Annotated in this window: 9 protein-coding genes; 4 read left to right on the top strand and 5 right to left on the bottom strand. The window is 69.1% G+C overall.

What is annotated here, in order from left to right:
- Window positions 1–9: 9 nt before the first annotated feature.
- The 3 genes from ACWD4O_RS08655 to ACWD4O_RS08645 all read right to left on the bottom strand — a co-directional run bounded on the left by ACWD4O_RS08655 (window position 10) and on the right by ACWD4O_RS08645 (window position 4,623).
- On the bottom strand, window positions 10–1,158 hold the full coding sequence (locus ACWD4O_RS08655; RefSeq protein ID WP_451278762.1) for a glycosyltransferase: 1,149 nt from the start codon (window positions 1,156–1,158) through the stop codon (window positions 10–12).
- A 214-nt stretch (window positions 1,159–1,372) separates the two neighbouring features.
- Window positions 1,373–2,671, bottom strand: coding sequence for a M18 family aminopeptidase (locus ACWD4O_RS08650; RefSeq protein WP_451278760.1), 1,299 nt, complete (start codon window positions 2,669–2,671; stop codon window positions 1,373–1,375).
- A gap of 110 nt (window positions 2,672–2,781) precedes the next feature.
- Window positions 2,782–4,623: an acyl-CoA dehydrogenase gene (locus ACWD4O_RS08645; RefSeq protein ID WP_451278758.1), complete on the bottom strand. Its 1,842-nt coding sequence runs from the start codon at window positions 4,621–4,623 to the stop codon at window positions 2,782–2,784.
- A 191-nt stretch (window positions 4,624–4,814) separates the two neighbouring features.
- On the opposite strand from ACWD4O_RS08645, the gene ACWD4O_RS08640 reads away from it, so the two are divergent.
- Complete coding sequence (locus ACWD4O_RS08640) at window positions 4,815–5,300, top strand: SseB family protein (RefSeq protein WP_351905766.1); 486 nt, start codon at window positions 4,815–4,817, stop codon at window positions 5,298–5,300.
- 192 nt (window positions 5,301–5,492) lie between these two features.
- A complete protein-coding gene (locus ACWD4O_RS08635; RefSeq protein WP_451278756.1) occupies window positions 5,493–6,473 on the top strand; it encodes a pirin family protein in 981 nt (326 codons plus the stop codon).
- An 81-nt stretch (window positions 6,474–6,554) separates the two neighbouring features.
- On the opposite strand, the gene ACWD4O_RS08630 is transcribed toward ACWD4O_RS08635, so the two are convergent.
- Window positions 6,555–7,448, bottom strand: coding sequence for a BRO-N domain-containing protein (locus ACWD4O_RS08630; RefSeq protein WP_451278755.1), 894 nt, complete (start codon window positions 7,446–7,448; stop codon window positions 6,555–6,557).
- A 171-nt stretch (window positions 7,449–7,619) separates the two neighbouring features.
- On the opposite strand from ACWD4O_RS08630, the gene ACWD4O_RS08625 reads away from it, so the two are divergent.
- Complete coding sequence (locus ACWD4O_RS08625; protein WP_451278754.1) at window positions 7,620–8,690, top strand: AI-2E family transporter; 1,071 nt, start codon at window positions 7,620–7,622, stop codon at window positions 8,688–8,690.
- On the opposite strand, the gene ACWD4O_RS08620 is transcribed toward ACWD4O_RS08625, so the two are convergent.
- Window positions 8,636–10,813 carry an ATP-binding SpoIIE family protein phosphatase gene (locus ACWD4O_RS08620; protein ID WP_451278753.1) on the bottom strand — a complete coding sequence of 726 codons (2,178 nt, stop codon included), beginning with the start codon at window positions 10,811–10,813 and terminating at the stop codon, window positions 8,636–8,638. The genes ACWD4O_RS08625 and ACWD4O_RS08620 overlap by 55 nt on opposite strands.
- A gap of 189 nt (window positions 10,814–11,002) precedes the next feature.
- Here ACWD4O_RS08620 and aspS point away from each other — a divergent pair, with 189 nt between their 5' ends.
- Entirely contained in the window at window positions 11,003–12,766 is a 1,764-nt protein-coding gene (gene aspS / locus ACWD4O_RS08615; protein WP_451278751.1) for an aspartate--tRNA ligase, read from the top strand.
- Window positions 12,767–12,806: the final 40 nt, after the last annotated feature.

Here is a 12,806-nt window from a genome sequence, read left to right as displayed (position 1 = left end):
GGGGCGGGATCAGGTGGCCACCCACTTCTCCTCGCTGCGGCGCAACAGCCCCCACAGCGAGGAGAAGTAGACGGCGTGCTGGAAGAGGTCGTAGAGCATCTCCGGGATCATCAGCGCCGCGACCAGGACGGCCCTGGGCCCGGCGCGGCGTACGGAGACGGTCTTCTCGACCACGAAGATCAGGCCGATCGCCGTCCAGAACGGCGAGAAGCCGGGCCAGCCGTACAGCGTCGTGTACGTCGTCATGTAGACGAGGTAGATCAGGAACGACAGCGCGCCGAAGCCCATCAGGAACTGCTGGAGGAAGTAGCGGGCGGTGACCTTGGTCCAGCCGTAGTCGCGCAGGTTCTCCAGGGCGCCGCGCTGCCAGCGCAGCCGCTGGTGCCACAGTTTGCCCAGGCTGGGCATGACCTCGGTGGTGACCTCGCAGCCCGCCGGGGACATGGCGCGGTAGCCGAGGGTCTTGACCGCCTTGGTCATCTCGTCGTCCTCGGTGAGCGAGGCGAGGCTGTAGTAGCCGGTGCCGCCGCCGATGACCCCGGCGCGGCGGGCGGCGCGCACCTCGCGCAGGACGCGGGCGCGGAACATGGTGCCGGTGCCGGTGAGGACCTGCGCCTTGCCGCCGGTGCGCTCCAGTTCCCACGCGTAACGGTGGAACTCCATGCGCTGGAGCAGGCCGAGGAAGCCGCCGCCGGCCTCGCCGTAGAAGACGCCGCCGACGGCGCCGACCTTGCGGTTGAAGGTGGCGAGGGCGGTCTCGGCGAACCACGGGTTGAGGACGGTGTCGGCGTCCTGGACGAGCAGCAGGTCCCGGTCGTCCATGTGGGGCAGGATCCAGGCGATGGCCTGGTTGAGCGCGCCGGCCTTCTTGTGGGTGTTGCCCTCGGTGTGGAAGACCTGCGCTCCGTGGGCGGCGGCGATCTCGGCGGTTTCGTCGGTGCAGTTGTCGCAGACCACGACGATGAGGTCCGGCCGTCGGGTCTGGTCCCACAGGCCCTCGACGGCGGCGGCGATGCGGTCCGCCTCGTTGTGGGCCGGTATCAGGACCGCGAGGCGCGGTCTGCCGTCCGGCGCCTCGGGGGCGGCGTGGGCGCGGCGGGCGGCGTGTCGGCGCGCACGGCGCGGCCGCGGGCCGTGGGAGGCCGCGAGTTCGAGCACGGTGCGCGTCCCCCCGAGGTACTGGTGTGCCGGCCCGGTAGCTCCACCCCCCGGGCCTCAAGGCCTCGAAGTCTTCACGATATTCACACAAGGGCACAAGGTCCCCAGTCTTACAAAATGCTTAAAGATGTCCCATCTGTCGGGTCGTCAGACACCCTGCGGATCGTCGGACGTCGGCGGTGGCCGGAGGTCCCGGCCACCGCATCCGGGTGCCCTAGCCCTCCAGGAACGCCACCAGGGCGTTGGCCAGCAGGTACGGGTCGGCGTCGCCGCACAGCTCCCGTGCGCTGTGCATCGACAGGATGGCCACGCCGATGTCGACCGTGCGGATGCCGTGCCGGGCAGCGGTGATCGGGCCGATGGTCGTGCCGCAGGGCATGGAGTTGTTGGAGACGAAGGACTGGAACGGCACGCCCGCCTTCTCGCAGGCGGCGGCGAAGATCGCGCGCCCGGTGCCGTCCGTCGCGTACCGGTTGTTGACGTTGACCTTGAGGATCGGCCCGCCGTTGACCCGCGGGTGATGCGTCGGGTCGTGCCGCTCCGCGTAGTTGGGGTGGACGGCGTGACCGGTGTCGGAGGACAGACAGACAGTGCCCGCGAAGGCTCTCGCCCGGTCCTCGAACGAGCCTCCGCGCGCGAAGACCGAACGTTCCAGCACATTGCCCAGCAGCGGTCCGTCCGCGCCCGTGTCCGACTGCGAGCCGTTCTCCTCGTGGTCGAAGGCGGCCAGCACCGGGATGTACGGCAGCTTCTGACCGCCGGTCGCCACCGCCGTCAGCGCCGCCGTGCCGGCGTGCACCGACAGCAGGTTGTCCATGCGCGGGCCGGCCACCAGCTCCTGGTCGCGGCCCAGGTAGGCGGGCGGCTCCACGGAGTGCACCATCAGGTCCCAGCCGGTGACCTGGCCCGGAGCGAGCCCGGACTCCTGCTCCAGGAAGGCGATGAGGTCGCCGTCGCGCACGTCGTTGCCCAGGCCCCAGACGGGCTGGAGGTGGCGCTGCTTGTCGAGCTTGAGGCCGTCGTTGTTGACCGACCGGTCGAGGTGGATGGCCAGTTGGGGGACCCGCAGGAGCGGACGGCCCACGTCGACGAGGCGGGTCGAGCCGTCGCGCAGGGTCAGCCGGCCGGCCAGCCCCAGGTCACGGTCGAGCCAGGAGTTGAGCAACGGGCCGCCGTAGATCTCCACGGCCACCTGGCGCCAGCCCTGCGTGCCGGTGTCGGGCAGCGGCTTGACGCGCAGGTTCGGGGAGTCGGTGTGCGCGCCGATGATCCGGAACGGTGTGTGGGGAGTGGCGCCCTCGGGGACGTACCAGGCCACGATCGCGCCCCCGCGCAGTACATACCGGCCGCCCGACGTGCCGTCCCAGGCGTCCGTCTCCGAGACCTGTCGGAAACCGGCCTTCTCGAGGCGCTCGGCCGCGTTCGCCACGGCGTGGTACGGTGACGGGCTCGCCGTCAGGAACGTCATGAGATCGTCGGTGTGGCCGCGGTCGAAGCGGTGGGGTTCGCTCATGGTGTTCACCTTAACGACGTACGAGAGCCCGCTCCCGGCGATGGGAGCGGGCCCTCGTGAGGACGATGTGGAGTGTTGCCCGGTTGCGGGAGGGGGCCGGAGGATGAGCCTTAGAAGGCCGCCTCGTCCAGCTCCATCAGGTCGAGCTCGACGTCCGCGGCGATCTTGCGGGCCAGCGTGACGCCCGGCAGCACGTTGGCCGCGAAGAACTTCGCCGCGGCGATCTTGCCGGTGTAGAACGCCACATCTTTGGAGGACACCGCCTTCGTCGAGGCCGTCTCCAGCTTCTCGGCGGCGACCGCCGCGCCCTTGAGGAGCAGATAGCCGACGATCACGTCACCGGAGGCGAGCAGCAGGCGGGTGGTGTTCAGACCCACCTTGTAGATGTTCTTGACGTCCTGCTCGGTGGCGGCGAGGTCGGTGAGCATCAGGCCGACGATGGCCTCCAGCTCGACGGCCGCCTTCGCCAGGTGCTCACGGGCCGAGGACAGCTCCTCGCCGCCCGTCCCGAGCGCCAGGAACTTCTTGATGTCCTCGGCGAGGGAGTTCAGCGCCGCGCCCTGGTTGCGGACGATCTTCCGGAAGAAGAAGTCCTGGCCCTGGATCGCGGTGGTGCCCTCGTACAGGGTGTCGATCTTGGCGTCGCGGATGTACTGCTCGATCGGGTACTCCTGCAGGAAGCCGGAGCCGCCGAAGGTCTGCAGGGACTGCGCGAGCTGCTCGTAGCCCTTCTCGGAGCCGTAGCCCTTGACGATCGGCAGGAGCAGGTCGTTGAGCGCGTGCTCGGTCTTCGCGTCCTCGCCGTTCGCCTCCTTCACGGCGATCGCGTCCTGGACGGAGGCCGTGTAGAGGACGAGGGCGCGCATGCCCTCCGCGTACGCCTTCTGCGTGATCAGCGAGCGGCGCACGTCGGGGTGGTGGGTGATGGTGACCTTGGGCGCGGCCTTGTCGCCGAAGGCCGCGAGGTCGGAACCCTGGACGCGCTCCTTGGCGTACTCCAGCGCGTTGAGGTAGCCCGTCGACAGCGTGGAGATCGCCTTCGTGCCGACCATCATCCGGGCGAACTCGATGATGCGGAACATCTGGCGGATGCCGTCGTGCTTGTCGCCGATCAGCCAGCCCTTGGCGGGGTGCTGGTCGCCGAACGTCATCTCGCAGGTGTTGGAGGCCTTCAGGCCCATCTTGTGCTCGACGTTCGTGGCGTAGACGCCGTTGCGCTCGCCCAGCTCGCCGGTCTCGAAGTCGAAGAGCGTCTTCGGGACCATGAAGAGGGACAGGCCCTTGGTGCCGGGGCCGGCGCCCTCGGGGCGGGCGAGGACGTAGTGGAGGATGTTCTCCGACATGTCGTGCTCGCCGGACGTGATGAAGCGCTTGACGCCCTCGATGTGCCAGGAGCCGTCCTCCTGCTGGACCGCCTTCGTGCGGCCGGCGCCGACGTCCGAGCCGGCGTCCGGCTCGGTGAGGACCATCGTGGAGCCCCACTGCCGGTCGACGGCGAGCTGCGCGATCTTCTTCTGGACGTCATTGCCCTCGTCGAAGAGGATGCCGGCGAACGCCGGGCCGGAGGAGTACATCCACACGGCCGGGTTCGCGCCGAGGATCAGTTCCGCGTACGCCCAGATCAGCGACGGCGGGGCGGTGGTGCCGCCGATCTCCTCGGGCAGGCCGAGCCGCCAGTACTCGGAGTCCATGAACGCCTGGTAGCTCTTCTTGAAGGACGCGGGGACCGGCGCGGTGTTGGTCTCCGGGTCGAAGACCGGCGGGTTGCGGTCGGCGTCGGCGAAGGACTCGGCCAGCTCGTTCTCCGAGAGGCGGGTCAGCTCGTCGAGGATGCTTTTCGCGGTCTCGGTGTCCATCTCCTCGAACGGGCCGGTGCCGTACAGCTTGTCGCGTCCCAGTACTTCGAAGAGGTTGAACTCGATGTCGCGGAGATTCGACTTGTAGTGCCCCATGGCGACGGCTCCATGATCCGTAGAGAGATCGGCGAGGCACTGGTGGATCCTCGCGCTAGTTCACGTACCAACAAGTAGCAAGTACCTACGATGATGCTACCCGTCGGTAATAAGTCGCAACCCCTACTCGGCCAAGTGTGAGAAGGGTCTACCTGGCCCGGCGGCGGACCCGTCTCGGTACGCTTGCGCTCATGTACGGATACGGCCAGCCCATGGACGGGGGCGCAGCGCAGCAGCAGTACGCCCCGCCGCCGCAGCAGCAGATGCCCGGCGGTCATGGCGGGTACGGCCAGCAGCCGCCGCTCTACCCGGAGCCGTCCCCGCCGTCCCTCGCGGACGCGGTACGGGCCTTCACCACCGGGCAGTTGGCCGCCGAGGACTTCCAGCAGGTCTTCGCGACGTCCAAGGTCTACTGCCCGCGCGGCGACAACCCCGGCTTCCTCGCCCTGCACAACACCCAGCAGCCGGTGATCCCGATGTTCACCAGCCTCAAGGAACTGCGCCGGTACGCGGGCAAGGAGTCCAAGTACTTCGTGATCACGGGGGCCGAGGTCATCGACCTCCTGCCCACCGGCTACGGCTTCGTCCTCGACATGGAGGGCGAGCACCGGATGGTGTTCGACGCCAAGGCCGTCGAACAGATGGTCGAATTTGCCATGCGGCGGATGTACGGCTGAGGACCTTCCCGGGTCCGCTCCCCGAACGCTCCCGCCCCCTGGCTGTCACAGGCATGCCATAGGGTTCCCACAACTTTGTCGAGATCGGCCGCGCGGCCCGGAGGGAATGTCCTCCGGGCTTCCGTCGTTACGGGTAGCAGAAAGTTCAATGCTCAACTAAAGTGGACGCACGTCGCCCAAGGAGGTACGGACATGCCCGCAGTGACCGTCGAGAACCCGTTGACCCTGCCGCGCGTCATCGCACCGGCGGACGCCGTGGCACGCCCTGTGCTCACCGTCACGACCGCGCCCAGCGGCTTCGAGGGCGAGGGCTTCCCGGTACGCCGTGCGTTCGCCGGGATCAACTACCGTCACCTCGACCCGTTCATCATGATGGACCAGATGGGCGAGGTGGAGTACGCGCCGGGCGAGCCCAAGGGCACGCCCTGGCACCCGCACCGCGGCTTCGAGACCGTCACCTACATCATCGACGGCATCTTCGACCACCAGGACAGCCAGGGCGGCGGCGGCACCATCACCAACGGCGACACCCAGTGGATGACGGCCGGTTCGGGCCTGCTCCACATCGAGGCGCCGCCGGAGTCGCTGGTCATGTCCGGCGGTCTCTTCCACGGCCTCCAGCTGTGGGTGAACCTGCCGGCCAAGGACAAGATGATGGCGCCGCGGTACCAGGACATCCGCGGCGGCCATGTGCAGCTCCTCACCACCCCGGACGGCGGCGCGCTCCTGCGCGTCATCGCCGGCGAGCTGGACGGCCACGCCGGGCCCGGCATCACCCACACCCCGATCACCATGGTCCACGCGACGCTCGCGCCGGGCGCCGAGCTCACCCTGCCGTGGCGCGAGGACTTCAACGGTCTCGCGTACGTGCTGGCGGGCAAGGGCGCGGTGGGCGCGGAGCGGCGTCCGATCCACATGGGGCAGACGGCGGTCTTCGGCGCGGGCTCCTCGCTGACGGTCCGCGCGGACGAGCGGCAGGACTCGAACACGCCGGACCTGGAGGTCGTGCTGTTGGGCGGGCAGCCGATCCGTGAGCCGATGGCGCACTACGGCCCGTTCGTCATGAACACCAAGGACGAGCTGCAGCAGGCGTTCGAGGACTTCCAGAAGGGACGCCTGGGAACGATCCCGGCGGTGCACGGAATGGGCGAGGGCGGCCCGCAGGGCGCGTGAGTTCCGGTACGTTACGACAGGGCCCGAAGCCGCAACTCTGGTTTGCGACTTCGGGCCTGTCTTGTGTTCGGTGCTACCGGGTTACGGCAGCACGTAGAACGCCGAGCCGTCCGGAGCGCAGCCCACCTGTCGCACGCAGCCCTGCTCGACCAGCATCTCCAGGGCGTCCTGGACGCGGGCGGGCGTCAGCCCGGTGCAGACGGCGATCTCCACCACGTTGTAGTCGGCGCCGCCGTGCAGCAGTGCCGGGACGATGTGGGCGGCCACCGTGTGGATGTCCTCGGTGACGACGAGGTTCCTGGTCTTCCAGTTGATCAGGAGCTGCTCGGGCGTCAGCTCGGGCGCTTGGACAGGGCGAGAGCGGTCGTTCGGGGATCGGAGTGTCTGGGCGATGCCCTGGAGCACCTCGACCATCGCGTGCTGGGTGTTGTTGATCTGCTGCAGCAGGTTCTCCGTCCGGATGCTGCGCTGTTCGAGTGCGACGAGGGCGTCGGTGACCTGTTGCGGCATGACGTACGCCGTGCCGCCGGTGGGAGAGGGCTGCACGGCGGCCGGCTCCAGAGAGTAGGAGCCGTCGCGTTGGATGGTGGCGATGACTTCCGAGACCCAGGCCTTGAAGGGCTGGGACTCCGGCTTCGTGCAGCCGTTGACCAAGCGGATCAGGCCTGGGAGATTGACGAGATTCATGTCTCGTCGCCACTCCCGACCTGCGGGAATGCTGAGAGTGTGCTTCAGGAGCACACTCTCGATACTTGCGAAGTTGGTCGCGTCCGCGATGTTCCGCAGAGCGGATCCGACGTGTGCGTAGCCCAGGTTCCTGCACACGTCGACGGCCGGGAACCAGTGTGTGCCGTCGGGCATGGTCAGCCTCCGTACCCGCGCGCCTGTCGCCGCGTACACGAAGTCACTGATCTCGATCGCGTCCTGCTGTGCCGCCGACTTGTTCGGCGGCAGTGTGTTGTTCTGCTCGTACATCGAGCATCACCTCCGCCTCGAAAGCTAGGCATATGCAGGGGTAACGCACGTATGTAGCAAGGATGTTCATCCGAAAGGATTGATGCATCGATTCTGCATACACATGACAGAGCGTCACCCAAGCGGCCGTCCGCGCAGGACAGCTGTCGCCGCCCGTGATCCGCTGAACCCGTGCATCTGCTCCCCCTTCCCGTGCGTCGGTTCGCCGCCTGGTGTGGCGTGGTTCTGCTCGCGTCCGGCGTCGGGTATGTGGGGGTTCTGCTCTGCTCGGAGTTGCGTACCGCCGTCACTCCCGTGTTGCTCGCGTTGCTCGGGACCGCTCTGCTCGGGCCGTTGCACCGGAGGTTGGTGAAGGCGGGGGTGCCGCGGTCGGTGTCGGCCGGGCTGACGTGTGTCGCGGTCGTCGCGATCGTCGGCGGGGCCGTGTACATCGTCGTCGCCGCGCTGATCGAGACCGGGGATCAGATCGTCGCTTCGCTCAAGAACGCCGGGCAGGATCTCGCCGCTCGGTTCGGGGCCGCCGGCACCTCCGTGGACGACCTCGCCTCCAACGCCAAGGAGTTGCTGACCAAGTTCGGGGGGACGGCCGCGTCCAACGTCATCAGCGGGGTGAGCGTCGTCGGCGAGAGCCTCGCGGTGGCCGTCCTCGCGCTGTTTCTCGTCTTCTTCTTTCTGCGTGACTCGCACCGGGCCGTCGACGGTCTGCGTTCGCTCGCTCCGCGCGGCACCGGCGACACCCTGGAGGCGATGGCCCGGCGGGCGTTCCGGGCCGTCGAGGGGTTCATGCGCGGGACGACGTTCATCGCGTTCATCGACGCCGTCTGCATCACCGTCGGGCTGCTGGTGCTCGATGTGCCGGGGGCGGTCGGACTGGGCGCCCTCGTCTTCGTCGGGGCGTACATCCCCTATCTCGGCGCTTTCGTCTCCGGGGCCGTCGCCGTGCTGGTCGCGCTCGCCGACCGGGGCTTCGTCATCGCGCTGTGGGTGCTCGGGGTGGTGCTCGCCGTGCAGGTGCTGGAGGGGCATGTGCTGCAGCCGGTGATCCAGAGCCGGACCGTGCAGATGCACCCCGCGGTCGTCATGGTCACCATCACCGCCGGGGCCTCCGTCGCGGGGGTGCTGGGCATGCTGCTCGCCGTGCCGGTCACCGCCGCCGCCTTCGCGGTGCTGCACGAACTGCGCGAGCGTTACGCCCCGACGGCCGAGCCGCCGCCGCTCTCTTCCGAGTCGCCGGGTTCGTAGAGCTCGAACCAGATGCTCTTGCCGTCTCCCCTCGGCGCCACCCCCCAGGTGTCCGCGAGGAGTTCGATCAGGACCAGGCCGCGGCCCGAGGAGGCCAGTTCGCCGGGGCGACGCTTGTGGGGGAGGTCGTCGCTGGTGTCGGTGACCTCGATGCGCAGCCGGCGTTCGCCGGGCGTGCCGATGACCTCGGCGACGAGCAGGGCGTCGGCGTCGGTGTGGACGAGGACGTTCGTCAGGGTCTCGGAGACCAGCAGGACCGCCGAGTCGAGCTGGTCCTCGCAGGTCCAGTCGTGCAGCAGCTCGCGCAGTTGCTGCCGGGCCACGGCGATCTGCTCGGGCTCGGCCTGCGCGACCGTGAGCATCGAGCGGCGCACCGGCTGTGCGACCGGCGGGGCGGCGCCCGGACCGCAGCCGCCCACGCCCTGGCGGCAGAGCAGCAGGACGGCGATGTCGTCCTCGCGGCGGTCGGACAGGGGGCCGGTGGTGTGGTGCGAGGAGGGGCCGTGCACCGCCTGGACCAAGGCGTCCGCCAGTTCCTCGAGGTCGCCCTCGTGCGTCTCCAGGGTCTTGCGGATGCGCTGCCAGCCGGTGTCCAGGTCGTGGCCGCCGGTCTCCAGCAGGCCGTCGGTGCACATCATCAGCGCCTCGCCGGGTTCCAGGGCGAGCCGGGTGGTGGGGTAGTCGGCGTCCGGGTCGATGCCCAGCGGCAGGCCTCCGGCGGTGGCGCGGACCAGTACGGTCCCGTCGGCCATCCGGATCGCCGGGTCGAGGTGGCCGGCCCTGGCGGTCTCCAGGACCCCGCTCACCGGGTCGACCTCGATGTACAGACAGGTCGCGAAGCGCAGGTCGGTGCCGCCCTCCGCGTCGGTGAGGCCGTGCAGGAAGGCGGAGGAGCGGGAGAGGACGGCGTCGGGGCGGTGGCCCTCGGCGGCGTAGGCGCGCAGGGCGATGCGCAGCTGGCCCATGAGACTCGCCGCGCGGACGTCGTGGCCCTGGACGTCGCCGATGACCAGGGCGAACCCCCCTCCCCCGGACTTCGTCCGGGAGGCGCCCCCCGGCAGCGGGATCATGTCGTACCAGTCGCCGCCGACCTGGAGGCCGCCGCCGGTCGGTATATAGCGGGCGGCGAGTGTCATGCCCGGTATCTCGGGGCCGAGGCTGGGGAGCATGGAGCGCTGCAGGCCGTCGGTCAGCTCGCGTTGGGTCTCCGCCGCGCTCGCGCGGGTGAGGGCTTGGGCGAGCATCCTCGCGACCGTCGTCAGCACGGACCGCTCGTCCGGGGTGAACGCGACCGGGTAGGCGAAACCGGCCATCCAGGCGCCCATCGTGCGACCGGCCACCGTCAGCGGCAGAAACGCCCATGAGTGGCGGCCGAAGTGCGAGGCCAGCGGCCAGGTGAGGGGATAGCGCTCCTTGTACTGCCCGGGGGAGGACAGATACACGGCCCGGCCGGTGCGCACGACCTCGGCGGCCGGATAGTCCGTATGGATGGACATCTGGCTGAAGGGGCCCTCGTCGCCGGGCTCCTGCCCGTGGTGGCCGATGATCGTCAGCCGGTCGCCCTCGACGCCGAAGACGGCCAGTCCGTCCGGTGAGAAGCCCGGCATCGACAGGGCCGCCGCGACCCGCAGCACCTCCTCCGTGGACCGCGCCTCCGCCAGCGCACGGCCCGCGTCCAGCAGGAACGCCTCCCGGGAGCGCCGCCAGTCGCCGGTGACGGCGGTCCGTCCGGCGGGGGTGCCCGGGGTCGGCTCGGTGACCTCCTGGAGGGTGCCGATCAGCTCGTACACCTTCTTCACCGGGTCGAAGGACGGCTTGGAGCGGCTGCGGACGACCCGGACGACCCGCCCCTGGTCGTCCATGATCCGGATCCGGACCTCGGCGAGGGTGCCCTCGGCGACGGCGAGCTGGACCACTCCGGTGATCTCGTTCCAGTCGACGGGGTGCAGCCGGGCCCGGGTCTGGGCCTCCGTGAGGACCGTCTGCTTCGCGGGCAGCCCGAGCAGCCGGGCTGCCTCGGCGTCGACCGTGACCAGCCCGGTGGCGGTGTCCCAGTGCCAGAGACCGGTCGCGAGGGCGGCGAGGACCTCCCCCACGGCGGGCAGTGGCTCACCAGTGCGCATTGCCCCACTTTAGGAAGATGACAACGAAGAGTGCCACCGAAGACTGCCGCCTCGTCTCCTTGATCTCCTTGTGATCGCCGGGCCGGTATTGAGGGGAGGTGATCTTGGCGTGCCCGGTAGGCTGGGGTTGTTTCACGTGAAACGTGCCCGGCACGTGCCCCCCGATCCGCGAAGACTGGATGAACGACGATGCATCGGTACAGGTCCCACACCTGCGGCGAGCTCCGCGCCTCTGACGTCGGCACCGACGTCCGGCTGAGCGGCTGGCTGCACAATCGGCGCGACCTGGGCGGCATCCTCTTCATCGATCTGCGCGACCACTACGGCATCACGCAGCTCGTCGCCCGTCCGGGCACGTCCGCGTACGAGGCGCTCGACAAGCTGACCAAGGAGTCGACGGTCCGCGTCGACGGCAAGGTCGTTTCCCGTGGATCCGAGAACGTGAACGCGGACCTGTCGACCGGTGAGATCGAGGTGGAGGTCGGCGAGGTCGAGCTGCTCGGCGCGGCCGCTCCGCTGCCCTTCACGATCAACGCCGAGGACGGGGTCAACGAGGAGCGGCGCCTGGAGTACCGCTTCCTGGACCTGCGCCGTGAGCGCATGCACCGCAACATCCTGCTGCGGACGTCGGTCATCTCGGCGATCCGCCACAAGATGACGGCGCTGGGCTTCAACGAGATGGCCACGCCGATCCTGTCGGCCACGTCCCCCGAGGGCGCGCGGGACTTCGTCGTGCCGTCCCGGCTGAACCCGGGCCGGTTCTACGCCCTCCCCCAGGCTCCGCAGCAGTTCAAGCAGCTGCTGATGATCTCGGGCTTCGACCGCTACTTCCAGATCGCGCCCTGCTTCCGTGACGAGGACGCGCGCGCGGACCGTTCGCCGGGCGAGTTCTACCAGCTCGACGTCGAGATGAGCTTCGTCGAGCAGGAGGACGTCTTCCAGCCGATCGAGAAGCTCATGACGGAGCTGTTCGAGGAGTTCGGCGGCGGTCGCCATGTCACCTCCCCCTTCCCGCGGATCCCGTTCCGCGAGTCGATGCTGAAGTACGGCTCCGACAAGCCGGACCTGCGGGCCCGGCTGGAGCTCGCCGACATCACCGACATCTTCGAGGGCTCGGAGTTCAAGGCCTTCGCCGGCAAGCATGTGCGGGCCCTGCCGGTGCCGGACGTCGCCGCGCAGTCGCGGAAGTTCTTCGACCAGCTCGGTGACTTCGCGGTCTCGCAGGGCGCGAAGGGTCTGGCCTGGGTCCGGGTCGCCGAGGACGGTTCCCTGACCGGCCCGATCGCGAAGTTCCTCACCGAGGAGAACGTCGCCGAGCTGACCAAGCGCCTCTCGCTGGCCGCCGGTCACGCGGTGTTCTTCGGCGCGGGCGAGTTCGACGAGGTCTCGAAGATCATGGGCGCGGTGCGGGTCGAGGCCGCCAAGCGCGCCGGGCACTTCGAGGAGGGCGTCTTCCGCTTCTGCTGGATCGTCGACTTCCCGATGTACGAGAAGGACGAGGAGACCGGGAAGATCGACTTCTCGCACAACCCGTTCTCGATGCCGCAGGGCGGTCTGGAGGCCCTGGAGACCCAGGACCCGCTGGACATCCTCGGCTGGCAGTACGACATCGTCTGCAACGGAGTCGAGCTGTCCTCCGGCGCGATCCGGAACCACGAGCCCGAGATCATGCTCAAGGCCTTCGAGATCGCCGGCTACGACCGTGAGACCGTCGAGGACAAGTTCGCCGGCATGCTGCGCGCCTTCCGCTTCGGCGCCCCGCCGCACGGCGGCATCGCCCCCGGCGTCGACCGCATCGTGATGCTCCTCGCCGACGAGCCGAACATCCGCGAGACCATCGCCTTCCCGCTCAACGGCAACGCCCAGGACCTGATGATGGGCGCGCCGACGGAGCTGGAGGAGGCCCGGCTGAGGGAGCTGCACCTCACGGTGCGCAAGCCGCAGCCGAAGTAGTACGCCCATGGATATGGCCCGGAACCGACGTCGGTTCCGG

This window comes from Streptomyces sp. NPDC002623 (genome assembly GCF_053592635.1).
Note: the sequence above shows the minus strand (reverse complement) of the source record. Positions and strands in the feature narration are given on the sequence as shown.

Coding starts and splice junctions, on each gene's coding strand:
- ACWD4O_RS08650 (WP_451278760.1), bottom strand. CDS start 2,671: ATGAGCGAACCCCACCGCTTCGACCGCGGCCACACCGACGATCTCATG.
- ACWD4O_RS08645 (WP_451278758.1), bottom strand. CDS start 4,623: ATGGGGCACTACAAGTCGAATCTCCGCGACATCGAGTTCAACCTCTTC.
- ACWD4O_RS08640 (WP_351905766.1), top strand. CDS start 4,815: ATGTACGGATACGGCCAGCCCATGGACGGGGGCGCAGCGCAGCAGCAG.
- ACWD4O_RS08635 (WP_451278756.1), top strand. CDS start 5,493: ATGCCCGCAGTGACCGTCGAGAACCCGTTGACCCTGCCGCGCGTCATC.
- ACWD4O_RS08630 (WP_451278755.1), bottom strand. CDS start 7,448: ATGTACGAGCAGAACAACACACTGCCGCCGAACAAGTCGGCGGCACAG.
- ACWD4O_RS08620 (WP_451278753.1), bottom strand. CDS start 10,813: ATGCGCACTGGTGAGCCACTGCCCGCCGTGGGGGAGGTCCTCGCCGCC.
- aspS (WP_451278751.1), top strand. CDS start 11,003: ATGCATCGGTACAGGTCCCACACCTGCGGCGAGCTCCGCGCCTCTGAC.